At 68.8% G+C, this 26,542-nt stretch carries 26 protein-coding genes and 3 pseudogenes; 17 read left to right on the top strand and 12 right to left on the bottom strand.

The window, feature by feature from the left end; all coding sequences use genetic code 11:
- Window positions 1-191: 191 nt before the first annotated feature.
- Window positions 192-797 carry a helix-turn-helix domain-containing protein gene (locus ABZT18_RS17375; protein ID WP_354992395.1) on the bottom strand — a complete coding sequence of 202 codons (606 nt, stop codon included), beginning with the start codon at window positions 795-797 and terminating at the stop codon, window positions 192-194.
- Between the two features lie 70 nt (window positions 798-867).
- Between ABZT18_RS17375 and ABZT18_RS17370 the strand changes: the two genes are divergently transcribed.
- Entirely contained in the window at window positions 868-2,136 is a 1,269-nt protein-coding gene (locus ABZT18_RS17370) for an FAD-binding oxidoreductase (protein WP_355251786.1), read from the top strand.
- An 84-nt stretch (window positions 2,137-2,220) separates the two neighbouring features.
- The gene (locus tag ABZT18_RS17365) at window positions 2,221-2,952 is read left to right on the top strand and encodes a MerR family transcriptional regulator (protein ID WP_354992397.1); all 732 of its coding nucleotides are present in this window, start codon (window positions 2,221-2,223) and stop codon (window positions 2,950-2,952) included.
- A gap of 28 nt (window positions 2,953-2,980) precedes the next feature.
- Here ABZT18_RS17365 and ABZT18_RS17360 read toward each other — a convergent pair whose 3' ends face one another.
- The 4 genes from ABZT18_RS17360 to ABZT18_RS17345 all read right to left on the bottom strand — a co-directional run bounded on the left by ABZT18_RS17360 (window position 2,981) and on the right by ABZT18_RS17345 (window position 6,321).
- Window positions 2,981-3,307: a hypothetical protein gene (locus tag ABZT18_RS17360; protein WP_355251783.1), complete on the bottom strand. Its 327-nt coding sequence runs from the start codon at window positions 3,305-3,307 to the stop codon at window positions 2,981-2,983.
- A gap of 81 nt (window positions 3,308-3,388) precedes the next feature.
- Entirely contained in the window at window positions 3,389-3,934 is a 546-nt protein-coding gene (locus ABZT18_RS17355) for a DUF3159 domain-containing protein (protein ID WP_355251780.1), read from the bottom strand.
- Between the two features lie 113 nt (window positions 3,935-4,047).
- Window positions 4,048-4,791 carry a MerR family transcriptional regulator gene (locus ABZT18_RS17350; protein WP_354992400.1) on the bottom strand — a complete coding sequence of 248 codons (744 nt, stop codon included), beginning with the start codon at window positions 4,789-4,791 and terminating at the stop codon, window positions 4,048-4,050.
- Between the two features lie 39 nt (window positions 4,792-4,830).
- Window positions 4,831-6,321, bottom strand: a complete 1,491-nt coding sequence (locus ABZT18_RS17345; RefSeq protein WP_355251777.1) for an alpha/beta hydrolase — start codon at window positions 6,319-6,321, stop codon at window positions 4,831-4,833.
- Between the two features lie 199 nt (window positions 6,322-6,520).
- On the opposite strand from ABZT18_RS17345, the gene ABZT18_RS17340 reads away from it, so the two are divergent.
- From ABZT18_RS17340 to ABZT18_RS17325, 4 genes are all read left to right on the top strand, one after another.
- Complete coding sequence (locus ABZT18_RS17340; RefSeq protein ID WP_355251774.1) at window positions 6,521-8,140, top strand: alpha/beta fold hydrolase; 1,620 nt, start codon at window positions 6,521-6,523, stop codon at window positions 8,138-8,140.
- 21 nt (window positions 8,141-8,161) lie between these two features.
- Window positions 8,162-9,073: an SGNH/GDSL hydrolase family protein gene (locus ABZT18_RS17335; RefSeq protein WP_355251771.1), complete on the top strand. Its 912-nt coding sequence runs from the start codon at window positions 8,162-8,164 to the stop codon at window positions 9,071-9,073.
- A gap of 162 nt (window positions 9,074-9,235) precedes the next feature.
- Window positions 9,236-10,141, top strand: coding sequence for a class A beta-lactamase (bla, locus tag ABZT18_RS17330; RefSeq protein WP_355251768.1), 906 nt, complete (start codon window positions 9,236-9,238; stop codon window positions 10,139-10,141).
- A 146-nt stretch (window positions 10,142-10,287) separates the two neighbouring features.
- Window positions 10,288-12,450 carry a transglycosylase domain-containing protein gene (locus ABZT18_RS17325; RefSeq protein WP_355251765.1) on the top strand — a complete coding sequence of 721 codons (2,163 nt, stop codon included), beginning with the start codon at window positions 10,288-10,290 and terminating at the stop codon, window positions 12,448-12,450.
- A 177-nt stretch (window positions 12,451-12,627) separates the two neighbouring features.
- Here the strand turns inward: ABZT18_RS17325 and ABZT18_RS17320 are convergent, their stop codons facing one another.
- Window positions 12,628-13,830, bottom strand: coding sequence for a hypothetical protein (locus tag ABZT18_RS17320; protein ID WP_355251762.1), 1,203 nt, complete (start codon window positions 13,828-13,830; stop codon window positions 12,628-12,630).
- Between the two features lie 38 nt (window positions 13,831-13,868).
- Complete coding sequence (locus ABZT18_RS17315) at window positions 13,869-14,495, bottom strand: TetR/AcrR family transcriptional regulator (protein WP_354992407.1); 627 nt, start codon at window positions 14,493-14,495, stop codon at window positions 13,869-13,871.
- Window positions 14,496-14,688: 193 nt separating this feature from the next.
- On the opposite strand from ABZT18_RS17315, the gene ABZT18_RS17310 reads away from it, so the two are divergent.
- Together ABZT18_RS17310 and ABZT18_RS17305 are read left to right on the top strand one after the other, a co-directional pair.
- Complete coding sequence (locus ABZT18_RS17310; protein WP_354992408.1) at window positions 14,689-15,252, top strand: hypothetical protein; 564 nt, start codon at window positions 14,689-14,691, stop codon at window positions 15,250-15,252.
- 291 nt (window positions 15,253-15,543) lie between these two features.
- Window positions 15,544-15,714 (top strand): annotated as a pseudogene (locus ABZT18_RS17305) (transposase); the annotation flags it as partial.
- Window positions 15,715-16,007: 293 nt separating this feature from the next.
- On the opposite strand, the pseudogene ABZT18_RS17300 reads toward ABZT18_RS17305, so the two are convergent.
- Both ABZT18_RS17300 and ABZT18_RS17295 read right to left on the bottom strand, forming a co-directional pair.
- A pseudogene (locus ABZT18_RS17300) lies at window positions 16,008-16,348 on the bottom strand (glutathione-dependent formaldehyde dehydrogenase); the annotation flags it as partial.
- 60 nt (window positions 16,349-16,408) lie between these two features.
- Entirely contained in the window at window positions 16,409-17,206 is a 798-nt protein-coding gene (locus ABZT18_RS17295; RefSeq protein ID WP_355251830.1) for an aldo/keto reductase, read from the bottom strand.
- A 286-nt stretch (window positions 17,207-17,492) separates the two neighbouring features.
- Between ABZT18_RS17295 and ABZT18_RS17290 the strand changes: the two genes are divergently transcribed.
- The 6 genes from ABZT18_RS17290 to ABZT18_RS17265 all read left to right on the top strand — a co-directional run bounded on the left by ABZT18_RS17290 (window position 17,493) and on the right by ABZT18_RS17265 (window position 22,655).
- The gene (locus ABZT18_RS17290) at window positions 17,493-18,074 is read left to right on the top strand and encodes a type 1 glutamine amidotransferase domain-containing protein (RefSeq protein ID WP_354992410.1); all 582 of its coding nucleotides are present in this window, start codon (window positions 17,493-17,495) and stop codon (window positions 18,072-18,074) included.
- 265 nt (window positions 18,075-18,339) lie between these two features.
- Window positions 18,340-19,290, top strand: a complete 951-nt coding sequence (locus ABZT18_RS17285; protein ID WP_355251759.1) for an SRPBCC family protein — start codon at window positions 18,340-18,342, stop codon at window positions 19,288-19,290.
- Window positions 19,287-20,462 (top strand): zinc-dependent alcohol dehydrogenase, encoded by a 1,176-nt coding sequence (locus ABZT18_RS17280; RefSeq protein ID WP_354992412.1) that lies wholly within the window; start codon window positions 19,287-19,289, stop codon window positions 20,460-20,462. Before ABZT18_RS17285 ends, ABZT18_RS17280 begins: the two co-directional genes overlap by 4 nt.
- 195 nt (window positions 20,463-20,657) lie before the next feature.
- Window positions 20,658-21,287, top strand: coding sequence for a TMEM175 family protein (locus tag ABZT18_RS17275; RefSeq protein WP_354992413.1), 630 nt, complete (start codon window positions 20,658-20,660; stop codon window positions 21,285-21,287).
- Window positions 21,288-21,360: 73 nt separating this feature from the next.
- Window positions 21,361-21,768 (top strand): DUF2267 domain-containing protein, encoded by a 408-nt coding sequence (locus ABZT18_RS17270; RefSeq protein ID WP_355251756.1) that lies wholly within the window; start codon window positions 21,361-21,363, stop codon window positions 21,766-21,768.
- A gap of 38 nt (window positions 21,769-21,806) precedes the next feature.
- The gene (locus ABZT18_RS17265) at window positions 21,807-22,655 is read left to right on the top strand and encodes a hypothetical protein (RefSeq protein WP_354992414.1); all 849 of its coding nucleotides are present in this window, start codon (window positions 21,807-21,809) and stop codon (window positions 22,653-22,655) included.
- 65 nt (window positions 22,656-22,720) lie between these two features.
- On the opposite strand, the gene ABZT18_RS17260 is transcribed toward ABZT18_RS17265, so the two are convergent.
- A complete protein-coding gene (locus ABZT18_RS17260) occupies window positions 22,721-23,044 on the bottom strand; it encodes a DUF1345 domain-containing protein (protein ID WP_355251753.1) in 324 nt (107 codons plus the stop codon).
- On the opposite strand from ABZT18_RS17260, the gene ABZT18_RS17255 reads away from it, so the two are divergent.
- Window positions 23,034-23,327: a hypothetical protein gene (locus ABZT18_RS17255; RefSeq protein WP_355251750.1), complete on the top strand. Its 294-nt coding sequence runs from the start codon at window positions 23,034-23,036 to the stop codon at window positions 23,325-23,327. The two genes, ABZT18_RS17260 and ABZT18_RS17255, sit on opposite strands and share 11 nt — an antisense overlap.
- A gap of 259 nt (window positions 23,328-23,586) precedes the next feature.
- Here the strand turns inward: ABZT18_RS17255 and ABZT18_RS17250 are convergent, their stop codons facing one another.
- Both ABZT18_RS17250 and ABZT18_RS17245 read right to left on the bottom strand, forming a co-directional pair.
- Window positions 23,587-23,931, bottom strand: a complete 345-nt coding sequence (locus ABZT18_RS17250) for a hypothetical protein (RefSeq protein ID WP_354992524.1) — start codon at window positions 23,929-23,931, stop codon at window positions 23,587-23,589.
- A 46-nt stretch (window positions 23,932-23,977) separates the two neighbouring features.
- Window positions 23,978-24,166, bottom strand: a pseudogene (locus ABZT18_RS17245) (IS701 family transposase); the annotation flags it as partial.
- A 121-nt stretch (window positions 24,167-24,287) separates the two neighbouring features.
- Between ABZT18_RS17245 and ABZT18_RS17240 the strand changes: the two are divergent.
- On the top strand, window positions 24,288-24,971 hold the full coding sequence (locus tag ABZT18_RS17240) for a response regulator transcription factor (protein WP_354992416.1): 684 nt from the start codon (window positions 24,288-24,290) through the stop codon (window positions 24,969-24,971).
- A complete protein-coding gene (locus ABZT18_RS17235; protein ID WP_354992417.1) occupies window positions 24,968-26,419 on the top strand; it encodes a HAMP domain-containing sensor histidine kinase in 1,452 nt (483 codons plus the stop codon). Before ABZT18_RS17240 ends, ABZT18_RS17235 begins: the two co-directional genes overlap by 4 nt.
- Window positions 26,420-26,542: the final 123 nt, after the last annotated feature.

The raw sequence follows: 26,542 nt of genomic DNA, 5'->3' as shown, positions 1-26,542 counted from the left end.
CGCAGATGAACCCCAGGTGCCCACCTGCTCGCTCGATCCCAGCAAGGGCACATCCGACCGACCGAAGAGCGGCCTGAGCAGGGATCGCCTCTTCGGGGGTTGCCTCGACTTCGGCGATAGTTTCGAACCCTTCGCCCCCTGCGCACACCGTCCGGCGGACATCCTGACAGCAACGACTGACAGCAGCAGGCTCAGCGAAGGGCCGCGGTGGCGTGAGTGACCAGCCAACGTTCCGCTTGCTCGTACGTCCAGCCGTTCTCGTCGAGCAGGGTGAAAAAGCTGGAGTATCCGAAGTAGAACCACAGGATGTCGGTCGCCTCCGCGACGGTCGTTCCCTCGCGTAGGCCGCCGACGTCGCGGAGCCGGACGGCGACGGCTTCGATGGCATCGCGGTAGCGCTTCGTTGCCACCCGGAGGTCCTCGGCCACCTCGGTGTGATGTGGTGCGGTGGTCAGCATCAGCCGCATGATGTCGCCGTACGTCTCGCGCATGGCGCGGACAGCGGATGCCGTGTCTCGCAGAATCTCGTCCGGGTCGGTGAGGGTCTCGTGCCGGGAGAGGGTCTGCGCCACGATCGGCGCTTGGCTCCACAGGTCGGCCAGCGTCCGGATCAGCCCTTGCTTGCCGCCGGTAACCGCGTACACCGTGGCCGGTGCGACGCGTGCCTCCACGGCGATGTCCTCGATCTTCGTCGCGAAGTATCCGTTGCGGGCGAAGAGCAGGCGCGCCGCCTCGATGATGGCGGCATGGGTGGCCGCGGCGTATTCAGCCCGGCGGCCCTTCGGTGGTCCAGTCATGGTCGCCTGAGCATAGCGTCTGTCATTCGCCAGAGTTGGGCTCTGTCGAGTAAACGACTACTCTGGCTAGATGAGTGACATGCTGACGTCGGGAACGGAATACGAAGCAGTTCGGACGATCTGGAACGGTGCGGTGACCAGCCGTCCGCTTGCCGTCCTCCGATGCGCCGACGGGGCTGATGTCCAGGCCGGGGTTCGGGCCGCCCGGGAGAAGGGTCTCCCGCTGTCGGTCCGAGGTGGTGGGCACGACTGGGCCGGTCGCGCACTGGCCGACGGCGGACTGACGCTCGACCTGAGCCCGATGCGGCAGGTGAGCGTCGACCCGGCCACCTCGGTCGCGACCGTGGCCGGCGGCGTCACCTCGGCCGACGTGGCCGCGGCCGCCCAGCGGGCTGGCCTGGTCGCGGTCACCGGGACGGCCGGTTCGGTCGGTATGGCGGGTCTGACGCTGGGCGGTGGTTACGGGCCGCTGAGCGGCCGGTTCGGGCTCGCCGCCGACAACCTGTTGTCGGCCGACGTGGTGCTCGCCGACGGGACGCTGGTCACCGCCGACGAGGAGAACGAACCCGAGTTGCTCTGGGCGCTGCGCGGCGGTGGTGGCAACTTCGGCGTCGTCACCACCATGAGGATCCGGCTGCACGCGGTACCGGCGATCCTGGCTGGGATGATCATGTTTCCGTTCGACGTTCTTCCGCAACTGGAGGAGTCGCTGCTGCGGGGTCCGGACGAGCTGACCGTGCAGGCCGGCTTCATCACCGCCCCGACCGGAGAGCCGGCGCTCTTCGCCGCACCGACCTGGTGCGGCGATCCCGAGGTCGGCACCCGGGTGCTGCAACAGCTCACCGAGCTCGGCGAGCCACTGATGGCGCAGGTCGGCCCGACCACGACGACCGACCAGCTGGCACAGATCGACGCGATGTTCCCGGCCGGTCGCCACGTCGAGATCGGGACGCGCACAGTCACCCAATTGGACCGCCCGGTCCAAGAGGTTCTGCTCGACGCCGCACGCGCCAAGACCTCGCCGCTCTCCGCGATCTCGCTGCACAGCCTTCATGGGGCAGCCGCCCGCGTCCCCGCCGACGCCAGCGCGTTCCGCAACCGGACGCCACACCTGATGGTCGAGACCATCGCGGTCTGGGAACCGGGAGATCCCGCTGAGGATCAACACCGGGCCTGGGTACGGGGCACCGATCGCCTTCCGGGCGGCTACCCCAATCTGCTCGGCCCGGACGACACCGAACGTACCGCCGCCGTCTTCGGGCCCAATGCCGAGCGCCTGCTCGCCCTCAAGAAGCGGTACGACCCGGACCTCGTGTTCCACGCCCCGGGGCGGCTCTGACGGCCCACATCGGCAGCACCCTGGCGCCACCCGACCCGGGCGGCGCCAGGGTGTCGAGAAAATACCGTCGAACGGAGGTACGCAGTGGGCTGGAGCACTCGGGAGATCGCCCAACTCGCCGGCACGACACTGCGAGCGGTGCGCCACTACCACGACATCGGCCTGCTGGTGGAACCACATCGACGCGGCAACGGCTACAAGCAGTACGGGGTGTCTCACCTCGTTCGGATCCTGCGCATCAGGCGTCTGACCGACCTGGGGTTCTCGCTTGCCCAGATCGCGACCATGGATGACGCCGACGACCACCCGGTGGAGGCGCTGCGCGCCCTCGACGCCGAACTCGAGGCGACCATCGAACGTCTGCAACGCGCCCGCGTCGAACTCGGCGTCATCCTGCGGCAGCCCACACCTGCGGAACTGCCACCCGGTTTCGCCGCACCCGATGCCGTGGCGAGCATGCCGCAGGCCGATCGTTCGTTCATCGTCGTGTTGACCCGGGTCCTGGGTGCCGAAACCATACGGGCCTGGGCGGAAATGCTGCGCGAGCCGGTCACCGACCCGGTAGCCGAGCAGTTCAGCAGGCTTGCCGCGGATGCCGACGAGCAGACCCGCGCCGCAGTGGCCCGGGATTTGGCCCCCTACGTGCGGAAGCTGAACGCGGAGCACCCCGAGGCGAAGATCACGAACGCCGGCACCCGGTACAGCTCGCGCCACGTCGAGCGCGCCGTCAGCACGGCACTGACGGAGCTCTACAACTCCGCGCAACTGGACGTCCTGCGGCGCACCAACCAACTGCTCACCGAACCGCACGACTGATCGTCCGCGCGGTCCGCACCGCGCACCCTCAACGGCCGCCCGAGACGTTGTCGTGCCGCTGCCCGTTACGGGCGAAGCGTTGCAGGATCCGGACGTACAACAGGCTCATGCAGCCGCTGAGGGTGGCGACGACGATCGCCGCCGGAACACGTCCGGGACTGGCGATGTCCGCCACGATGGACATCGACACCATGAACGCGACGATGCCGAGCGCGGCGTAAACCCTCTCCTGCATGTCCGCCCAGCGTCGCATCGTGCGGCTGGCTGGTCGGTCGATGCTGGGGATGTCGAAGAACAGTGCGATCAGCAGGACGGGAACCACCTGCATCGCACCCTCGTAGAGGACCATGTTCATGCCTTCCCGGTTCGTTCGAGGGGGTGCCGGGGCGACGGGTCGGTGCCCGGCCCCGGCTCGCGGGTAGGGCTCAGCACCCGGTCATCCGCTGGTCTGGACAAACCCACGCGTGGCGGCGCGACCCCACCGTGCGCGTGGCACGATGTCGCGACCCTCGTCGCGGCGTTGACGTTCGGCTCGCGTTCCGCCGTGCAGGGCGTTCCAGATGACACCGGTCGGCGGCCGACGAACCAGCACCGAGGCGAGCGTGACGACGAACCCGGCCAGCGACGCCCAGATGCCGATCACGAAGAAGTCCCGTGCGGAGCCGGTCCACGCGACGAGTCCGGCGGCCACCGCCATTCCCAGCAGGCTGCCGATCGCGAAGACGAAGCGCTCTTTGCGCAGCAGCCGGAAGATGAACAACGCCAGCCCGGTCGCGATGGAGACGGCGATGGCGACCGGCAGCGACAGCAACGCGTTCGCCGTTATGAACACGAGGACCGGGATCGTCGAGTAGGCGAAGCCAGCGAGACCGCCCATCTGGTCCAGGACGGTCTGCTTGGGGACCGGGCCAGCGTGGCCGGGGCGGGCAGGCCCGTGCGAACGCTCTGGTGCCGTAACGGGTTCTCTCTCGTCGATGCTCATCGGAGCCATTAGCCGGTATGCCGCAGCGGCATGCTCAAGTCCGCACGGCATCGCTGTGGCCGACCTCACGGGCGTACGAGCTGATCGCCTCGCCGCAGCCAGGCCGCCTTGCCTCAGCCGGCCTGTGCCCGGTTGAGGATGACGTTGACGCGCTGCAGGACGTCGATCTGCGCCGGGTTGTACAACTCGGCGACCGCCTGGAGGAAGACCAACCAGTTGTCCGGCCCACTGCCCGCCGCGCCCTGCTCGGCCAGTTCCCACAGCCGTGGGTGCTTCTGCAATCTGCGGTAGACGTCGGGGGCGAGTCGCTCGGTCAGTTCCTGCCGGGTTTCCTCACTCGCGTCCTCGGTCAGCGCATAGAGGTCCTCTTCGGCCGTGGTGGCGGCCGCGGTGGACGTCTTCCGCAGGGTGTCCAGCATCTGCGGATCGATGACCCGCGAGCAGACGAGCAGGAACGCCTGTTCGCCCTCGGACAGGTCACCGGCGAGGTGACCGAAGCCGGGCGGCAGGTCGACGCGCTCGGGTTGTCGCAGGATGTCGACCAGCTCCTCGCGAATCCGTTGCTGGCGCTCGATACTGGCCGCCAACTCGGCGTCGAGGGCGCGGAACACCTGTTCCGCGCCCTCGACCGAGCCTTGCATCGCGGCGATGTCGGCCAGCGAGACGCCCAGGTCCGCCAGGCGTCGGATCCGCAGCAGCTGGATGAGATGCCTGCTCTGGTACTGCTTGTAGCCGTTGGTCGCGCGCTCGGGCTCCTCCAGCAGTCCGATGCTGTGGTAGTGCCGCACTGTCTTCAGCGTGGTGCCGGCGATCTCGGCCAGCTCACGCGTACTCCAGCCGCCCCTGAGCATCCGCATGCCCTCATCGCACACTGTGCCGTAGGGGCACAGTCAACGTCAGCGCTGGCAGGTCCGGTCACCAGCCGGCATCTTGCCGTCGACCAGGTACGACGTGGTGATGTTCAGCGCGCAGGCGTTGTTGCCCGCCATGTATACGCCGTGCCCGCTCTCGTTGGCGGTGACCAGACGGGAGCGCTTTTCGAACTTTTCGCGCAGCAGCTTGCCGCCGGCGAGCGGGGTGACCGGGTCGTGCCGGTTCTGCAGGATCAGCACGTTGCGCGGCCCCTTGTCGTTCACCGCGACAGGGGGCTCGACGGGCTCGTTCTTCCAGTAGGCACAGGGGGTGATGTTGGCGCTGGCCGCACCGTACAGCGGGAATCGCTTGCGGTCCTGCGCGACCGCTCGCTGGTAGGTGTCCACGTCCTCGTCCCACTGGACGTCGTTGCAGGCGACGGCGAGGTACACCGTCAACGCGTTGTCGTTCGGGCTGGCGGCCGCATCCGCCTTCGCCTCCGGTGCCTTGACAGGGTTCAGGTACGTCTGCCAGATCTGCGCCAGGCTCGGGTACTGCACCTCGTTGTAGAGGTAGGCGAAGGTGACGGCCCGCAGGAGGGCGCCGGTGCTCCCGTCGGCAGCCGGCGTCTTGTCGAGCCGATCGGTGACGGTGAGGTAGGTCCGGCGCACCTGCTGCGGGGTGCGGCCCAGACCGTAGGCCTCGTGCCGATCTGCCGCCCACTGCGCGAAGTCGGGGAACGTCTGCTCCATGCCGAGCGCGTACCGCCGCAGGCCGTCCCGGTTCAGGTGAGTGTCGCCGAGGTTGCTGTCCAGCACGACCCGGTCCGTGGTGGCCGGGAACATCGAGGTGTACGCGGCACCCAGCGCCGTGCCGTAGGAGGCGCCGTAGAAGCTGGCCTTCTCCTCGCCGAGCGCGGCGCGGATCCGGTCCAGGTCACGTGCCGTGTTGGCGGTGGTGAAGTGGCGCAGCCGCCCCTCGGTGTCGTTGGCCGCGCAGCGTTCGGCGACGTCCTTGGCGATCTTTGCCTGACGGGTGACGGCCGCGTGGTCGGGCGCGTACGGCGGGATGTTGGACCAGTAGGCGTCGTCGGCGGTGAAACCGCAGCTCACCGGGGATGAGTGCCCGACACCCCGAGTGTCCATACCGATCAGGTCGTAGCTGTCCGTGACGCTGGTCGGCAGCCCTCGCGAGATCAGGAAGCCCGGCTGGTCCAGCCCGGTGCCGCCCGGCCCGCCCGGGTTCAACAACAGCACGCCGCGCCGCTTCTCCGGGTTCGTGCTCGCGATCCGGGACACCATGATCTCGATCTGGGTGCCGTCCGGGTCGCGGTAGTCCAACGGAACCGGCAGCTTCGCGCACTGCACCGGCACCTGCACCGTCGGCGGCATCACCACGCTGTCGGGGCACGCCGCCCACTGCGGCCCGGCTACGGGCTTTGCCTCCGCCGACTCCTCGGCCGTCGCCGGGATGACCGCGACCAGGGCACCGGTCAGTCCCAGCGCCCCCACCAGGGCGATACCGCGTTTTCGCATCACTTTTGCCTCCTTGTCCGGTCCGCTCTGTGCGGACTCGCCCCATCCGAACCTGTGCCCTCGGGGCACGGTCAAACGGACGCGAGGCATTCCGGTCGTCAACGACAAGATCACACCCGGGCGCGATTGAGTGTGCCGTTACGGCCGGGTGTCTCCTGGAACGCGCACCTTGTTCACATCGATTGACGTCGGAGGCACCATGACCTTGTTCGACTCCGGTCCGCCCACGGACCGGTTCAGCTCCGCTCCCACTCGGCGCGCCGGTCGCGTCGGCGCTGCTGCCGCGACGGCGGCGGTGCTCGCGTTGGTGGCCGCCTGCACGAGCACTCCGACCTCGGAGGATTCCGAGGCACAGCCGTCCCCTGCCGGCCTGGAGGTCTTCTACGAGCAGAAGCTGTCGTTCGGCTCGTGTGTGGGTTACGACACCACCTCGGCGCAGAAGAAGCTCTACGTCGAGCCCTTCGAGTGCGCTCGGCTCAAGGTGCCGCTGGACTACCAGGACCCGAAGGGCACGTCCATCCAGGTGGCGGTGCTCCGGCTCCCCGCACAGGGCGACCCCGGGCAGCGCATCGGGTCGCTGGTGCTCAATCCGGGCGGCCCGGGTGGATCGGGCATGACTCAGGCGACGAGCTTCAGCGCCGCGCATGCCAAGAGCCCGCTGGTGCAACGCTTCGACGTGGTGGGGTTCGATCCGCGCGGGGTCGGATCATCGACGCCCGCGATCAACTGTTTCACCGACGCCGAGCGCGATCGTGGCGAGGATCAGACCACGCTGCTGGCGTCTTCGGGGCAGTGGAGCGAGGACGACACCCGGCAACTGGCGGAGCGGTGCGCGAAGGGTTCAGGCGGGAAGCAGATCCTGTCCGCGGTCGGCACCCGCAACGCCGCCCGGGACATGGACGTCCTGCGCGCGGCACTTGGCGACGAGAAGCTCACGTTCGCCGGGCAGAGCTATGGCACCCGACTCGGCGCGGTCTACGCCGAGATGTTCGGCAAGAACGTCCGGGCGTTGGCCCTGGACGGGGTGACGGACCCCACCCTGAAGAACCCGCAGCGGCGGCTGAGCCAGCAGACCGGCTTCCAGCAGAGCTTCGACAAGCTGGCGGCCTCCTGCGCCGCCAGTAAGGACTGCCCGTTGGGTGCCGACCCGGCCCAGGCCACGGCGGTCTTCCAGAAGCTGGTCCAGCCGCTGATCGACAAGCCGGTCCCCGCAGGCGAGGGGCGCACGCTGAACTTCACCCAGGCCGTCGGCGGCATCACCGCCGGCCTCTACGAGCCCGAGGTCTGGCCCGTGCTCATCAAGGGCCTCACCCAGCTCAAGCAGGGCGACGGAACGCAGATCCTGAAGGTGGGCGACCTGTTCGGCGGTCGGGAGGCCTCCGGCGTGTGGACCAACTTCCTTGAGGCCAACCTCGCCATCAACTGCAACGACGAGGTACGCCGCACCCCCGAGGAGGAAGCCCGACTGCGCGCTGACATCAACAGGACCAGCCCGTTCGTGGACAGCGGCGAGAAGGTCGACGGAGTCACCCGCGACGCGTGCGAAGCCTGGCCCGGCGAGCCCAGTCTCGGCATTCCCTACGCCCAGGACGTCAAGGGCCTGCCCGCCACCCTGATCATCTCCGTCACCGGCGACCCGGCCACCCCGTACGCGGCCGGCAAGGTCCTGGCGGACGAGCTCGGCGGTACCGTGCTCACCGTCGAGGGTGCACGGCACACCGTCGCGCAGGACGGGATCAACCCCTGCGTCAACGCCGCCTTCGCCGCCTACCTCATCGATCTGAAGGTCCCCGGGAAAAACCAGAACTGTCGACTCTGATCAGGATCACTGATCACTGACGTGGAGTCGCCGGGAGCGCACCGGGTCATCGTCCTGCCGACCCGGTGCGTTCCGCCCGGCGTGCTCCGCGTGGCCCCGCGGCTCGACGTCCCGAGCTTCGTCAGCGAGTCCGCCGATCCACCCGGCACCGTCCGGTTCACCGGCCTGCCCGACCGGATGAAGGACGTCGAGATCTGGCTACCGCACAACGAGCACACCGAACTCGTCGCCCTGCGCAGCGACGCGCCCGTCGAACCCGTACCCGACCGGGGACGTCGGGTCTGGCTGCACCATGGCAGCTCCATCAGTCAGGGCTCCAACGCCACCAGCCCCACCGCCACCTGGCCGGTCGTCGCCGCGTCCCTCGGCGACGTCGACCTGGTCAACCTCGGCTTCGGCGGCAGCGCGCTGCTCGACCCGTTCACCGCCCGCACCATGCGGGACACCCGAGCCGACCTCATCAGCGTGAAGATCGGCATCAACCTGGTCAACGCCGACCTGATGCGGCTGCGCGCCTTCACCCCGGCCGTGCACGGCTTCCTGGACACCATCCGGGAGGGCCATCCCACCACGCCGCTGCTCGTCGTCTCCGCGATCTACTGCCCCATCCACGAGGACACCCCTGGCCCGGGCGCGTTCGACCTCGCGGCCCTCGGCACCGGACAGGTGCGCTTTCGGGCCACCGGCGATCCGGCGGAACGGGCGAGCGGGAAGCTCACGCTCCGCGTCATCCGCGACGAGTTGGCGCGGATCACCGCCCAGCGCGCTGCCGACGACCCGAATCTGCACCACCTCGACGGCCTCGACCTCTACGGCGAGCTGCCGCTGCCCGATCAGCTCCATCCGGACACCGCCACCCACCGGCGCATCGCCGAACGCTTCGCGAAGCGGGTGTTCAGCGCCGCCGGTCCCTTCGCGGGACACAGCTCCTGACCGGTCCGGGTCTACCGGTGGGTGGTCAGGCGCGGGCGATGCCAGATCAGCATGAACACCGCCAGATCCGTCTTCGACCGCATGCCGGATCCCTGTCAGGGTCGATTCCTGTCCACCGGCGCTGCCCGCGCCGGATCTCACGACACCGACAAAGGAGCTGTCATGGTATTTCCGACACACCGTCTGGTGACCGTGGTGGCAGTGGCGTCACTGACCGCCTGCAGCCCCTCCCATGCCGCCGAGCAGTCGACGCGGGACAGTACGGCAACGGTGAGCCCGTCCACCGCCGCTGACCGGGACCACGAGTTCCGGAAGCTGGAGAAGCGGTTCGACGCTCGGCTGGGGGTCTACGCGATCGACACCGGCACCGGCCGGACGGTGCGGTACCGGGCCGACGAGCGGTTCGCGTACGCCTCGACGATCAAGGCGTTGGCCGCCGCCGAGGTCCTCGACGAGACCACCGACGCCGAGCTGGACCGGGTGGTGCGCTACACGGCCGACGACCTGGTGACCTACTCACCGATCACGGAACAGCACGTCGCCGAGGGCATGACCCTGCGGGCCATCGCGGACGCGGCCGTGCGGTACAGCGACAACACCGCCGCCAACCTGATGGTGCGTCACCTCGGCGGGCCGCAGAAGTTCGAGAAGGAACTGCGCGAGATCGGCGACAAGGTCACCGATCCGGCGCGTTACGAGACCGAGCTCAACGAGGCGCGGCCGGGTGACCGGCGGGACACCAGCACGCCGCAGGCCATGGCCGGGTCCCTGCGGGCGTACGCCGTCGGTGACGCCCTCGAACCCTCGGACCGCGACATCCTCAACGGTTGGCTGCGGGGCAACACCACCGGCGGCGCGCTGATCCGCGCAGGTGTTCCCGCCGGCTGGGTCGTCGGGGACAAGACCGGGTCCGGCGGGTACGGCACCCGTAACGACATCGCGGTGATCTGGCCGCCGGACCGCGCGCCGATCGTCCTCGCCGTGCTGTCCAGCCGCGACGAGAAGGACGCCGACTATGACGACGCCCTCATCGCCGAGGCGACGAAGGTGGTGCTGGCCGGCTGGTGACCGGTTGACCAGCACCCACTCGTCGCCGAGCGCCCGCACGGACGTGTCGGACACCGCGGGGCGGCTGCGATGAACGACCCGAACGGGGCGTGGAACCGGTCGATGGGCCGCTGCCGCCCTGCACCCTATGGATCGAGGTTCCCTGGATGTGGAAACGTGACCACAAGGTCTTCACCAACGCCGCATCGCTGCTGATCTGCGGCCTGCTGGTCGGCGTGGTGGTCGCGGCGGCGGCCTTCCCCGCGGTGGCGATGTCCGGCCTGGCGGCGAAGGCCGGCGTCGAGACGTTCGGCGCGCTGCCCAAGGATCTGACGGTGGCCCGCGCGCCGCAGATCAGCTACCTGCTCGCCTCCGACGGGAAGACGCCGCTGGCGACGATGTACGACGAGAACCGGCGGGACGTGAAGCTCGCCGACGTCGCCCCGGTCATGCGCCAGGCGATCGTCGCCGCGGAGGACCACGACTTCTACCGGCACAACGGGGTCGACCTCAACGGCGTCGTCCGAGCCTTCGTCAGCAACCAGTCCCGCGGCGCCAACGGTCAGCAGGGCGCCTCGACGCTGACCATGCAGTACGTCCGGCTCGCCATCGCGTACTCCGCCACCCATCCGGCCGACGTGGTCGCCGCGACCGAGGACACCAGCGCCCGCAAGCTGCGCGAGATGCGCTACGCCCTGCAGGTCGACAAGGAGTTGTCCAAGGACGAGATCCTGGAGCGCTACCTGAACATCGCCGCCTTCGGCAACGGCGCGTACGGCATCTTCGCCGCCAGCCAGGTCTACTTCGGCAAGCCGCCCAGCAAGCTCAAGCTGGAGGAGGCCGCGCTGCTGGCCGGCATGGTCAAGGCGCCCAGCCAGAACGACCCGACCACCCGCAGCGGCCGCACTCCGGCCTTCGACCGGCGCAACTACGTGCTGCAGAACATGGTCACCACCGGCGCGATCGACCAGCAGCAGGCCGATGCCGCCAAGGCCACCAAGATGGTCGTAAAGGATAAACGCACCCCGAACGGCTGCGTCGCCACCAACCAGCGGCAGTGGGGCTTCTTCTGCGACTACTTCTACCGCTGGTGGCTGGATCAGGAGACCTTTGGCGCCACCACCTACGACCGGGAGCGGCGACTCAAGAGCGGTGGTTACACGATCACCACCAGCCTCGACGTGCAGGCGCAGCGCGGTGCGGACCAGGCGGTACGCAGGGCCAAGAGCGAGACCGCCGAGGAAGCGGCCATGGTCGCCACGGTGGAACCGGGCACGGGCCGCGTCCGTGCCCTCGCCGTGAACCGCACCTTCCGGCCCGACGACTCGAGGAACCCGACCAACCGGCCGCACAGCGACCCGAAGCAGCGGGCGAAGGGCGTCCCGGGCAACTACCCCAACACCATGAACCCGCTGCTCACCGGCGGTGACGGCATCACCGGCTACCAGGCCGGATCGACCTTCAAGATCTTCACCGTCGTCGCCGCCCTGGAGAAGGGCGTCCCGCTCAGCCACACCATCGACGCCCCACAACGATTCCGGTCGGAGTACGTCATCGACCGCGCCAGCCCCACCGCGTGTCCCGGCACCAACCTCTACTGCCCCACCAACTCCGACAAGAAGGCCGGTGGCGTGCTGAACATGTGGGGCGCGTTCGCCCGGTCGACCAACACCTACTTCGTGCCGCTACAGCAGCAGATCGGCGCGGAGAACGTGGTCGACGTGGCCAAGCGGCTCGGCATCCAGTTCCGGGTCGACCAGGAGGACCGGTGGGCCGGCGACCGGGAGGCCGCCCATGACTGGGGCGCGTTCACCCTGGGCGTCTCCAACACGACCCCGCTGGAACTGGCCAACGCGTACGCGACGCTGGCCGCAGACGGCACCTGGTGTGCACCGACACCGGTGCAGGAGATCCGCGACCCGGACGGCAACAAGCTGGACATCGCCAACCCACGCTGCGAGAAACGAATCAGCACCGACGTTGCCCGCGCCGCCGTCGACGTCGCCCGCTGCCCTGTCGGCGACGACTCCGCCACCAGTCGCTGCGGCGGTAGCCGGACGGCCCCGCAGGTGAAGACCGCCGTGGACGCTCCGGTCGCCGGCAAGACCGGCACCACCGATGCGGAGAACTACGCCTCCATGGTCGCGATGACCAAGCAGTACGCCGTGGCCGGCATCATGACCGACCCGGACTGGCCGCAGACCACCGTGAAGATGCGACACCAGCAGCGCGACGGCATCAACCCGCCGGTCTACGAGAGCCTGGCGGCGGCCATGCAGGGCAAGCCACGCATCGATTTCGCACCGGCGCCGACGGCACTGATCAGCTGAGCCACGCGGCCCGTACGTGGAGATGGCACGGGCGGTGGTGACGCAGCGTCACTGCCTGGCGGGCTCGGCAAGCGGTGCAATGGGATGTCAACCCCTTCGACGAGAGGTATTTCTCCAATGAACGCCCCACGATCCGACGAAGCCTGGAGGCCGATGGAGCGAACCGCTGTCTCAATCTCACGGTTGGGTGAGGCGGCTGACGATGTCGGCGGGAAGACCTTGCGTTTCGCTGTGCGACGTCAGGACGAGTCGTAGCGACCCGGCGTGCGTGACGACGCCGAGAATCCGTTCGTCGTGGACCTGCGTCGTCATCGTCGGTCCCCAGATCGCGACTGCGGACGGGGTGTCGGGCTCGGATACGCCCAGATTGGTGATCTCCAGGTCAGCGGTGGTGGCGGCGAGCATCGCTGCCTCTGCCTCCGCACCGTCGGCGGGGTTGAGCGAAGCCAGCATGAGTGCCGCGTCGCGGGCGGCGTCGCACGCCGCTCGTAGTTGCGCCGTCGCGTCCTGCGCGAGTGACCACAGCGTGCTGTGCGCGGTTGCCCGCAGCACCACGGTCGTCGCCGTGAAACGGTTGACGACATCGTCTTCGAGATCCAGCGCCGAGCGGAGGTCGATGGGAACGTTGATGCGGATGCTCTCGGCGCCGGTGCGGGCGGTGAGCGCTTGTGCGGCGGCGGCACAGAGTGCGGCCTGGACCGTTGACGCGTGGGCGCGGGCGGTGGTGCGAAGGTGTTCGGTCGTCGCGGGGTCGAGTTCGGCGATCTCGATCCTGGGCGCCGACGCGTCGAATGGACGAATCGTGGCGACGGTCGGCTCCGGCGCAGGCGCCGGAGCCGGGGCAACCGGCTGCTCCGCCTGCGGCAGGCGTTCGAGCAGGCTCTCCTGGTCGATGGGCAGCGGCCGGGCGGGGAGGGTCCTCGCGTCGAGGATGGCGAGGAGGTCGTGCGCGGCGCGGAGCGCGCCGCGTCCGTCGGTGATCTGGTGAGAGAACGTCAGGAGAACGGCGGTTCCCCGGTCACCGGAAGCGTCGCTCACAAGCGTTGCCCGCGCCAGCGGACTCCCGGTGGTGTCGACGGGACGCGTCTGCTCCTGCGCCGCCGCTTCGCGCCAGTCGCTCCCGCGGAATTGTCGGACCGGAATGGGCTCGGTCGACCCATGGAATGCCGGGCGATCGCCGGTGCGATCGATGCCGACGGCGAGCAACGGGTGCGTCTGCTGCAGGAGCGCGAGCGCGTGCGCCAACTGCTGGGCCGAGAGCGGCGAGGCGAGTTCGACGACGAGCGAGAACTGCACGGGGTTGCGACTGATGTAGAGGTCGATGATGTTTTCGAATGCCCCCAGCGGGCGCAGGAACGGGTGTGCGTTGGTGTTGGGCATGCTGTCCTTCGGATGGGTGTGCTGGATGGGTCGGGGTGTCAAAGCTCGGATTGCCCGGCCCCGGTGCGGTCGCTCGTGACGGCTTCGGCGGCGAGCCGGAGGGTGTCGGCCTCGAACTGGATTCGCCTCGCGTCGGCGGGGAGCGCCCGTTCGGTGAAGAGGCCGTTGAGGACGGTTGTCAGGAACCGGGCGCGTCGCTCGACGTCGTCCGCCGGGATCACGCCCTCGTCGGCGAGCGTGGTCAGCCATCTCTCGACACGATGCAGGCCCAGTCGCTCGAGCGCTAGGTACGCGGCGACCTCGTCGTCCGTCGGGTCGGACGCGATGTACGCCTCGTGGATCGCGCGCGAGTGCTCGCGCGCCCGCTCTCCGGTACCGACCAGGGCGAGCAGTTGCCGCAGGCATTCCACGAGGCGCTCCGCCGGCGCCCGTTCGGTGTCGAGGATGGGATCGCCGGGGATGTCGACGTCGTAGACGCCGGCGACGACGGCTTCGATGAGTGCTCGTTGCGTCGGGAAGAAGTGGCGGAGTGAACCCGTGCTGACGCCAGCCCGCGCGGCGACTGCTCGGACGCTCAGCCGAGCGGTCGGACTCTCCCCGAGCATCGTCGCGGCGGCGATCAGGATCCGGTCGCGGGTGTCCTGCCTCGTTCGTCGGTCCGGCATCGTCAGCACCTCCTCCCACCCCATTCCTATCACAATGTGCTAGCTTCGAGCGAGGTAGTACAGCGTACTAGTAATACGGTGGTTGATGACAGGAGGTTTCCGGGTGGCGTTCGAAGGATGGCGGGACCGTCGCGCGGCACGGCGCCTACGCCCTGGCAACGGTGAGCCGCTGCCGCGTTTCCGCTGGTGGCAGATGCTGACCAGGTCGGTGCGCACGCTGACGCTTCAGGCGCCCGACGGGACCACGTCCACCTACGCGGTCGACGTCCGTCAGCTGGGCGATCGCGACGATGGCTCGGTACGCGCGCGTCTCTACGTCAACGGTGCGCTCCATTCGCTCTCGACGATGCCGGCTCGTTTCCCCGTGCCGGGCGGTCACATCGAGGTCGCCGTCAACGCCTTCGGCTTAAACCGCTGCCACTACGTGCAGGCCGGCGGCACCGCGTCGCAGTTGACACCCCATCCCGCTTCCGCTGAGGGTCGACGCGCCCGCCTGCATCGGACCCACCCCGGGCTGAGCCGCCTTGTCGGCGTCACCTCGACACTGCTCGTGCTCGTCGGGATCTGCGTGGCGCTGCCACAACTCGTCGAGACGATTTCGCACGCTCCGCCGGTGGCGGACGCGCTCGGCACGTTCGATCTCCCCGTGCGCGTCCCGCTCGCGGTGAACCTCGCCGCTGGTATCGCAGCGGTCGTCGGCAGCGCAGAGCGTGCCCTGCGACTGCGTTCGAACTGGTTGGACGCTCTGGCGAGCTAAGCACGCGCCATCCCGCCTGGCTCCCACCGGAACGCCCCGCCGTGGTCCTTGCCCCGTACCTCACCCGCGAGGTCCTGCTCGCCCTGACCGGCCCCGGCAACGACGACAAGCCAGGCGCTGTGCGAGGCGCCGGCGGACAACGCCACGCCGGCCGAACTCGGGAGGACGATCGGAGCGAGCCCGCGTACCCTCAGCCGACTGTTCCACGGCGAACTCGGCATGACCTTCTACGAGTGGCGGACGCAGCTAGGCAGTGTCTTCAAAGGATCTTGGTGTCGGATGATGTAGCGCGTGGGTCGTCGCTACGAGTTGTCTGACGTCGAGTGGGATGCGCTGTCGCGGTATCTGCCGTCGGTGGTGACGGGTGGTCGGCCTCGGGTCGATGACCGGCGGGTGCTCAACGGGATCGTGTGGAAGATCCGGGCCGGGGCGGCGTGGCGGGATGTGCCCGCCCGCTACGGGTCGTGGGCGCTGCTGATCGACACATCCGTGTTGGAACAGATCCTGCAGCGCCCGGTGAATGCCAGCGATTGTTTGACGCTCGCCTGGATCACCAGCTCACTGGCCACTGTCGGCGGCGCGATGGGTTCTGGGCTGGAGAACGAGGAAACAGTCTGGGCTGCCGCCTACGGCTACCACCCCCAATCGGGCGGATGGCGGGACGAGAGAGGCAGGGCACGGTCGAGCGGCGCGAGCTGAGCGAGCGCACGCCCCGGGGTCGCGCTCCGGTGTGGGGGGCACTGGCGACGGCAGAATCAGCTGGTGGGCTGGAAGACGGCTCGCACGCATCCGTCAATTTTTTGTTTGAACATCTCGTAGCCGCGCGGCGCTTGGTCCAACGGCATCGTGTGTGTCGCGAGATGCTCCGTGACCAGCTCGCCGCGGGCCATCCGCTCCAGCAGCATGGGGATGTAGCGCTGTCCGTGCTGCTGTGCGCCGCGCAGCGTCAGCCTTTGTTCATCACCGCACCGAGCGGAAACTTGTCGACCAGGGCGGCGAACACGCCCAGGATGAACACGCTGCCGCCCTTGCGGCAGTTATAGATCGCCTCCCGTGCGGCGAGCGCGCGCTCGTCGCTCACCTCGTCCGGGACCGATGACGTCGCCACCAGCGCGATGGTGATCTCGCCTGGCCTGCACCGAGACGGCCGCTGGCCCTACAACATCTCCAGCGGTTGTGGGCCGGTAGGTGGCGGGAATGCCAGGTCGAGTGCCGTGAGGTCCTCCTCGGTCAGGTGCAGGTCGCGCGTTTCCGCGTTCTCCCGGGTGTGTTCCGAGTTGGACGACCGAGGGATGGCCGCAACCATGTCCTGCCTCAGCACCCAGGCCAGCGCGACCTGAGCGGGCGTCGCCCCGTGCCGCGCGGCGACCTGCGCGACCTGGTCGTGGCCGAGTAGTCTGCCCTGCTCGATCGGGGAATACGCCATCACCGGAATCCGGTGTTCACGTAGCCAGGGCAGCAGGTCGTACTCGGGGCCGCGGCGAGTGAGGTTGTACAGGATCTGGTTGGTCGCGCAGTCGTTCCCGCCCGCCTCAAGCAGCTCGGTCATGTCGGAGAGGTCGAAGTTGCTCACGCCCCACTGTCCGATATCGCCGGCGTCGACGAGTTCGGCAAACGCCTCGATCGTCTCCGCGAGTGGATGGTTGCCGCGCCAGTGCAGCAGATAGAGGTCGATGTGGTCGACGCCGAGTCGTTGCAGGCTACGGCGGCAGGCCTGCACGGTCCCCTGGCGGCTGGCGTTGGACGGCAACACCTTGTCGACCAGGAACACATCGCCGCGTCGTCCGACAATGGCCTCGCCGACAAGCTCCTCGGAGGCGCCATCGCCGTACATCTCAGCAGTGTCGATCAAAGTCATGCCCAGGTCCAGGCCAGCGTGCAGGGCGGCCACCTCATCCCGTCGCCTCGCGGGACGCTCACCCAGGTACCACGTGCCCTGGCCGAGCACGGGCATGGTCTGGCCGGACGGAAGTTCGATCGACGCGATAGGGAGAGTCATGTCGGCCTTTCCGAGGCCTCGGCGCCAGTGGGGTCAGTGCGCGTTACCCGCATCGACAGGAAGCAGTCTCCGTTGGGCGAGCTTTCCTCCGCGCAGACCCTGCCCGATTGGCGAGCAGGCCCATCCGTCCGCCCGTGCGCGGCCTTCGATGACCTGTTTCCCGGTTCTGACACCGGGAAGGCGACCGCGAGCGAACGATGCGCCGCCGACGGGGCGGCGCCGTGAAGGAAAGGCCGCCAAAATGGCGCAGAGCCAGCAGCCACTGACCGGCAAACGAATCGCTTGTCTCGCCGCCGACGGGGTGGAGGACGTCGAGTACACCCAGTCCCGAGCCGCCGCGGAGCATGCGGGCGCCGAGGTCCACCTGATCTCGTTGAACTCCGGCGAGATCCAGTCGATGAACCAGGACATCACCCCGGCCAACCACTATCCGGTGGACCGGACCGTGAACGACGCCAATGCGGCCGACTACGACGCCCTGCTGCTGCCGGGCGGGACGGTCAACCCCGACCGGCTCCGGATGAACCCACAGGCCATGGAGTTTGTCCGGGCGTTCTTTCAGCAACAGAAGCCGGTAGCGGCGATCTGCCACGGCCCGTGGTCGTTGGTCGAGACCGGCATGGTCAACGGCCGGACCGTCACCTCGTTCCCCAGTCTGCGGACCGACATCCGCAACGCGGGCGGGAACTGGGTGGACCAACAGGTACAGGTCGACAACAGCCTGGTCACCAGCCGCAACCCCAATGACCTTCCGGCCTTCTGCGCCAAGATGGTCGAGGTGTTCGCCCAGGGCGAGAACGTCCGCCAGATGGCGACTGCCTGATCGGGGTGAGGGCTCAGGATCCGGCGGATCGGGCCGGACCTGGGCCCCCACAGCGGTGGTCCCTGACGCCGCGCTGAGCAGGGATCACCTCCGTACCGCGACCGATGCGCGGATTGAGGTGTTTTCCGAGGGGTATGCGGGCCTCTATGGGTTGCGTACCGGACTTCCACGAGCCGGAATGGCTCGGCCGGGGTGCGACCGGATACGGAGGCTACCCGTGACTCAACCAGCAACCCGAGAGGCCGCCCAGGTCAGGCAGGAAGACGTGCGACGGCGAGGGCGCCGGCTCGGCTGGATGAGCCTCGGTCTGGGCGTGGCACAGCTGGCAGCACCGGACACGGTGCGCCGGATCAGCGGAGTGGACGACTCCTCGACATCCCGGACCGTGGTGCCACTTGTCGGGGCGCGGGAGTTGGTCCATGCGGCCGGGCTCCTGACGAGCCGGCGCAAGGGCATCTGGGCGTGGACCCGGGTCGTGGGCGACGCGATGGACCTGGCCTCTCTCGGGGTGGCCATCGCCCACCGTAGCGGGCACCGCCGGCGGCGCCTCGTCGGTGTCACCGGCGCCGTCGTCGGTATCACGGTGGTAGACCTGCTGACCGCCGTGCAGGCCACCCGCGTCACGAGGGTCGGTTCGGCGTCGGCGGTACGAGGCTCACGCGAAGGAGGATCCATGGAGCTGACAGCGACGACAACGATCCGCAAACCTGCACCCACGGTCTACGCGTTCTGGCGTGATCTGGACAACCTCCCCACGTTCATGGCACATCTCGAGACGATCCGTGCCACCGGCGACCGTACGAGCCATTGGTCCGCCAGCGCCCCCTTCGGCAAAAACGTCGAGTGGGACGCGGAAATCATCGACGAGGCGCCCGGGGAGAAGATCGCGTGGCGGTCCACCGGGAACGCCGACGTACCGAACGCCGGCACGGTCCGACTCGTACCCGCCCCGGATGGAGTCAGCACGGAGGTGCACGTCGTCATGTCGTACGACATCCCGGGCGGCGCGGTCGGCAAGGCGGTCGCCAAGTACTTCGGTGAGGAACCGCACCAGCAGCTCGACGACGACCTGCGCCGGCTCAAGCAGGTGCTGGAGACCGGGCAGGTGGTCCGCTCCGAGGGCGCCCCGTGGGGCAAGCGGGCCCGCAAGGAGTTCCCGCAGCGTCCGGCGCAACCGCTGTCGGATTCCGAGCTCGCGAAGGAGGCAGGCGCGTGAGGGCGAACACCTGGGCGGGCCGCAACAAGGTCAAGGTCCGCGACGTGCCGGACCCGAAGATCCTGAACGACCGCGATGCCGTCGTACGGATCACCTCCACCGCGATCTGCGGCTCGGACCTGCACCTCCTCGATGGGTACGTGCCCACGATGCAGGACGGCGACGTCATGGGCCACGAGTTCATGGGCGAAGTGGTCGAGGTCGGCCGGGGCGTCGACCCGGGTCGGCTGCGCGTCGGGGACCGGGTCGTCGTGCCGTTCCCGATCGCCTGCGGCGCGTGCGGGGCCTGCGCCGCCGAGCTGTACTCCTGCTGCGAGAACTCCAACCCGAACGCCGGCATCGCCGAGAAGATGTTCGGCCACCCGGTCGCCGGGATCTTTGGCTACTCGCATCTGACCGGCGGCTTCGCGGGCGGCCAGGCGCAGTACGCGCGGGTGCCGTTCGCCGACGTCGGTCCCCTGAAGATCGAGTCGGACCTCACCGACGAGCAGGTGCTGTTCCTCTCAGACATCCTGCCCACCGGCTACATGGGCGCCGAGATGTGCGACATCCAGCCCACCGACGTCGTCGCCGTGTGGGGCGCCGGTCCGGTCGGGCAGTTCGCGATGGACAGCGCCCGGGCGCTCGGCGCCGCGAAGGTCATCGCCATCGACAAAGAGCCGTACCGTCTGCAGATGGCCGAACGGGCGGGCCACACCCCGGTGAACTTCGAGGACGTGGACGTGCGGTCCCGACTGCTGGAACTCACCGGTGGGCGGGGACCGGACAAGTGCATCGACGCGGTCGGCATGGAATCCACCCACGGTGCCGCGCACGTGCACGCCTACGACCGGATCAAGCAGGCAGTCCGCTCGGAGACCGAGCGCCCGCACGCGCTGCGCCAGGCGATCCTGTCCTGCCGCAGCGGCGGCATCGTCTCGGTCATCGGCGTGTACGGCGGCTTCCTCGACAAGTTCCCGGCCGGAGCGTGGATGAATCGGGCGCTGACCCTGCGTACCGGTCAATGCCACGTGCAGCGCTACATGAAACCGCTGCTGCAGCGCATCGAACGGGGGGAGATCGACCCGACCCGGGTCATCACCCACACCCTGCCGCTCGACCAGGCAGAACGCGGCTTCGAGATCTTCAAGAACAAGCAGGACAACTGCGAAAAGGTCGTCCTCAAACCCTGACCACCACCCGCATCCGGCCACTGCGGCACGCCCGGTGGCCGGATGCGGCGTCTGTCCGCGGGCACCGATCTTTACGGACGGCCTGCATTCGCAGCCCCGGCTCTCCATCTGTTTGCCATAGACGACCCTGGGTAGGCGCAGTCGGTGAGCGGGCCAGACGCAGACCTAGGCACCCGGTCAGACACCAGCCGAGCGGTGGCGTTCAGCGACGCCATCTTCGCCATCATCATCACGTTGCTGGTCCTGGACCTGCGGGTGCCGGACGTTCCTCCTGGCCGCCTCCTGTCCGGCCTCCTCGAGCAGTGGCCCTCGTACGGCGCGTATCTCGCGTCCTACTCGTATGTGGCCGTCGTCTGGCTCAACCACAAGGCGGCGTTCAACCGCATCCAGCAGGTCGATCGCGGTCTGCACTGGATAAACCTGTTCGTGCTGTTCAGCACGGCGCTGCTGCCGTTTCCGACCGCCGTCGTGTCGGACGCGCTGCAGGAGCACAACAACGCGGACCAGCGGGTGGCTGTCGCCTTCTACGCGCTGATCGGCGCGTTGCTGTGCGCTACCTGGCTGGCGTTCTACCACTACCTGGCAAAGAATCCGGACCTACTCAAGGACCAGGCCAAGGGCGGCTTCTTTCCCGTCGAGCGGTTCAGAGCCCTCGCCGGGGTCGTCCTGTACGTCCTCGCGGGGTTGGTCGGCTACCTGGTCGCGCCGTTGATCGGCCTGGCCATCTTCGTCCTTCTGCCCGTCTTCTACGCCATCACCAGCGCTGGCCTGTACCAGTCGCCCGTGACCCGACGTATCACCCACAGTCCTCCGCCACGACCCTGAGGACGGACGAACCGCCGTTTCACCCCGATTGCGGCGGGTACCCGCCGCAATCCGGTTCGAGAGAGGATCTGAGGTGAACTACAGCGAGTTCATTCAGTCTGTGGCAGCACGACCCAAGGTTCCGCCCGAAAAGGCCGAACCGATCACCCGCGCCACGCTTGAGACCGTGGCAAGACGGATCACCGGTGGCCAGGCGAGGGACCTTGCCTCCCAACTCCCCGAGGAGCTACGCGGCCTGGTGTCCAGGCCCACCGAAGATCCGGAACGGTTCGGCCTCAGCGAATTCCTGGAACGGGTGCAGTCCCGGGCAGGGGTGGATCACCAGGTGGCCACCGATGGAGCGCGAGCCGTGTTGGACAACCTCCGTGAGGCTGCCAGCGCGAAGGAGTACGGGGACTTCGTCGACCAGCTGCCGCAGGAGTTCTGGCAGTTGACCGGGCCGGGGTCGGGACAGCTCCAGCCCCGCCGGATCGGCACCTAATCCCGTTCGGACGTTAGGCGAGGCCCGAGGAGTGCGTGATGACCGAACCGGAGAGCCGGGACACGGGCGCACGGGAGTCGCCGGCGCAACCGCGTGAGCGGGTTGATGGGCAGCGCGACGCCGAGGAAGGCGCGGAATCCGCCAGGCGGGGTGAGAGCCGCAGTGTCGGCGCCGGGCCGACGGATGCCGAGCCCGGCGAACGCCCCCTCGTCCCGGAGAGTGGTGCGCACGGCCTTCCTCAGCCGGCTGGTGTGCGCATCAGCAAGATGATGTCAGAACCGGACGTCGTCCTCCAGATCCCGCAGGTCAAGGTTGAGCAGATCTACGTCGAGGTAGACGATCTGGACGCCTCTGTTTCTCTGCGAGCACGGCTGGGCAGCCTGCTTCAGCTGGACGTGGGCGTTCAGGCGCATCTCGGCACGGTGAAGGTCGACATCAAGGGCGTCGAGGCCGAGGCGATGCTCGAGGTTCGGCTCGATGAGCTCCGGGGCATTCTCGACAGCGCCCTCCGCACGATCGAGCGCAATCCCCAGATCATCGAGTCGTTGGTGAAGACGGTGGACAACGCAGTGAACGAGGTCGGGCAGACGGCGCAGGAGGCGCTGGGACCCAATGGACCGCTGTCGCAGACGCTGCAGCAGGCGACCCAGCAGGTCGGCCAACAACTCGGGCAGGCCACCCAACAGCTCGGGCAGAGCACCCAGCAACTTGCGCAGAGCAGCGGGACAGTGGCTGGCGGCGGCGTGGGGGGTCTCGGCGGAGTGCTGGGAGGGTCTCCGGCCCACGCCGCGTGGCAACGGATGAAGAAGATCGTCAACAGCAGCCAGCCACTGAGGCAGGTCACGACGTGGCTGGCCGGACCGCAGGGGCAGCAGCCGCCGAGCTGATCGACGTCTGCCGTGGTGGTGGCAGAGCAACTGACCAGGTCACGCCACTGCCCGCTGCCCGGGGGTCACGACTGGCCCAGATTGGAGACCAGGTTGACCGCGACGGCCAGGATGCCGGTTCCGAAGGTGTAGGAGAGCAGCGCGTGCCCGAGCGCGATCCGGCGCACGCGGTTGCTTGTCGGTTCGTTCTCGCCCGGGGCGTAGGACATGCCGACTGTGAAGGCGACGTACGCGAAGTCGGCGTACGCCGGTGGATCGTCCTGCTTGAAGTCGATGCCGCCATCGTGGCGGTAGTACAGCCGGGCGTATTTCAGTGCGAAGACCGTATTCACCAGCGCCCACGCCAGGACCACCGCGACGACGCTGAGGATCACCAGCGTGACAGCCACCACGTCCTGCCGCTCCCAGATCGCCGACCTAGTCCAAGCGCTCGGCGACATCGCCACCGTGCTGCGCGACGCCGACCCCGCCGACAAAGCCGAGGTCTACCGGCAACTCGGACTCCGACTCACCTACCAGACCGAAACGCAAACGGTGCGCGCTGCAGTGGATCTCAGCGCGCACCGTGGGGTTATGGTTCGTGTCCGAGGGGCGACACGAACCCTTGCCCCATCGCCGCCGATCGCCCTCGCCACGACTCTGAGGCTCGCGCAACTCTATGCGGCCCGATAGCCTTCGTCGCTCGACACGGCAGCGACGCCTGACCGAGAAAGTCGATGCAGCCCCGCCGCGGCGCGGTTGAGCGCCACGGCGGGACCCTACCCGGCTTCTGAAACACGCCTGCTTGAGCAAGACCTGTGGTCCTGGACCTTCCGTGGCCGGAGTAGTTGGCGCCGACGGGCGGCTCGAGCCCCGCAGAGCCCCCGGCCGCCGCCGTCAGGTCGCAAACCGACACCGCCGGGCGTCCGCAACGGCGGTGGACGGTGCGGGATCAGCCGCCGGTACCAGGACCACCGCCACTGCCGGGGTCTCCGCCGCCGCTACCAGAACCACCGCCACTGCCGGGGTCTCCGCCGCCGCTACCAGAACCACCGCCACTGCCGGGGTCTCCGCCGCCGCTCCCGGGACCACCGCCACTGCCATCCAGGTTGCCGCCGCGGTTGAGCCAGGCCCGAACTGATCCGCCGTCGTAGACGACGACGTAGTCGGCCTTGCCGTCGCCACTGATGTCGCGGAACGCGGCCTTGTCGCCGGGGTAACCGGTCTCGTTGACGAAGTACCGCTTCTCGGTCGGCGGCAAATCCGGATGTCGGATCCTGACGGTGGCAGACATCATCTTCGCGTGGATGCCCGCCGAACGATCGTCCCGATCGATGACCTCCCCCGTCCGGCGACACATCCCCGGCCTGCTCAGCCATGGTCCAGCCGTTCTTGCGCCCCAAGCCCAAGACCAGCCCGCACAGGTACTGACGCACCCGCAGCCGTGGTTCCGACCGGCGAAACCGAGGCCCGATCCGGGCATGCAGCCGGTCCAACTCCTCATGCCACCGATCAACATCAACGTCCGTCACAGGCAGACCAACGAACACGAGCCGAACTCGATTCGCCTACTGCCGTCGCAGTATTAATCCTGACCTCAGGTTGATCGGCGAGGATGAGCGCAAAAGCATCAACTGGAGGGAGCGGGCCGGCGTGCGGATCATGATCGCCGATGACGAGGCAGCCATCCGTGAGTCGCTGGAGCGGGTGCTTCAGGTCGAGGGTTACGGCACTAGCACCGCCGCCAACGGTCTCGCCGTGCTCGACGGGATCAGTGGCGCGGCGCCGGATCTGCTGATCCTCGACGTGATGATGCCCCGCCTCGGCGGGTTGGAGACCTGCCGGCGGTTGCGGGCGGCGGGTCGGGATCTGCCGGTGCTGATGCTGACCGCCCGGGATCAGGTCTCCGACCGGGTCGCGGGGCTGGACGCGGGCGCCGACGACTACCTGCCCAAGCCGTTCGCCACTGAGGAGTTGCTGGCCCGGGTCCGGGCTCTGCTGCGCCGCCGCGCGCCGGGCGACGACGAGTCGCAGATCTTGTCGTTCGCCGACGTCCGGCTCGATCCCGACAGGTTCGAGGCGTGGCGGGGTGAGCGGCCGCTGTATCTGACCCGGACCGAGTTCTCCCTGCTACAGGTTCTCGTGCGCAACGCGACCCGGGTGTTGACCCGCGACGCGCTGTTCGAGGCGATCTGGGGCTTCGACATGAGCACCACCGCCAACAACCTTCAGGTGTACGTGAGCTATCTGCGCCGCAAGATGGAGGCCGAGGGTGAGCCGCGATTGATTTACACGCTGCGCGGCTTGGGGTACACGCTGCGAGAGACTCCTCCGTGAGCAGGCCCGCCGGCCGGGAGCCGCGTCGGCTGACCCGATGGTGGCGCCGGCGGTCATTGCGGACCAGGCTGACGGTGATCGCGGCGACGGCCATCGCGGTCAGCGTGTTCGTGGCCTTCCAGGTGGCCAGCGAGCTGCTGGACTCGGAGCTGCAGGACAACGCCGAGAATCAGCTACGCGCGGACTCCCGCGTCCTGGCGACGACCGTGGAGCACACCGGTCTGGCGCAGGTCCAGCTACCGCCGTATCCCGGATCCGGTCGGCTGGTGCGGGTCATCCTGCCCGACGGTTCGACCCGGACGCCGGCCGGCCAACCCGCGCTGCCCCCCGTCAGCGGGCACGCCGGGCGCGTGGCGCAGGGCGCGTCGGCCGATCTGATGGAGTCGAACGACAGCGACGACGACGGCTACCTCATCTACACGCTGCGGGCGGGCGACGGCGCGGTCCAGGTGGCCCGCAACAGCGACGACAGCCCGATCAACCGATTCGGGTTGGGCATGCTGCTGATCGGACTGCTCTGCGTGGCCGGGGGCGCTCTTGTCGGGCGGACCGTGGCGCGGACCGGGCTGGCGCCGATCGACCGGCTGACTGCCGCCGCGGTTCGTGTCGCGCAGACCCGGGACCTCGACGCCGACATCCCGGACGAGGGCGGCGGGGAGATCCGGCGGCTGATCCAGTCAATTAACGACATGCTCGCCGCGCTCCGGGACTCCCGGCGGGCCCAGCGGCTGCTCGCCGAGGACGCCGCCCATGAACTCAAGACCCCGCTCACCAGCCTGCGCCTCAACGTTGAGCTGCTGATCCGACTCGATCGGCGCGGCACGCTGGACAGCGCACTGCCGGCGGAGAGCCGGACCCGGCTGCTCAACGATCTCGGTGCCCAGGTGGCCGAGTTGAGCACCCTTGCCGCCGAGCTGACCGACCTGGCGCGCGGCGACGTCAGCGACGAGAGCACCGAGCTGCTCGATTTCGCCGACGTGGTGGTGGCCGCCGCGACCCGGGCGCGTTCCCGCGTGCCCGACATCGAGGTCGCGCTCGACGTGACCTCCGTGTGGGTGAGCGGGCGTCCCGCTGCGCTCCAGCGGGCGGTGCTCAACCTCATCGACAACGCCGGCAAGTGGTCCCCCGCTGACCAGCCGGTCCAGGTCCGGCTCCGTGCCGAGGGCGCGTCGGCGGTCCTCGAGGTCGACGACGCCGGGCCGGGCATCGACGCTGCCGACGTACCGCGGGTGTTCGACCGGTTCTACCGTGCCGACAGCGCCCGGGCGCTGCCGGGATCAGGTCTGGGGCTGTCGATCGTGCAGCGGGTCGTCGACGCCCACGCCGGCCGGGTCACCGTCGCCCGGTCCGCACGCGGTGGCGCGCTGCTGCGGATCATCCTTCCGGCCGCCGCCCCGCCCGCTCGGATCACGCGGCTTACCGCGGGGGTGGACACGGTGACGCGCTGACCCGCTGCGGCACGGCGCCGGGACCGCCACGGCGCGCGGTGCCAGGACCCGCCGCAGCGGGCGGCGCAGGACAAGGGCGGCGGACACGGTGACGGCCGCCGGGCCATGACAAAGTTCCGGGAC

This window comes from Micromonospora sp. NPDC005291 (assembly GCF_040607415.1).
Taxonomy (GTDB): Bacteria; Actinomycetota; Actinomycetes; order Mycobacteriales; family Micromonosporaceae; genus Micromonospora.
Note: the sequence above shows the minus strand (reverse complement) of the source record. Positions and strands in the feature narration are given on the sequence as shown.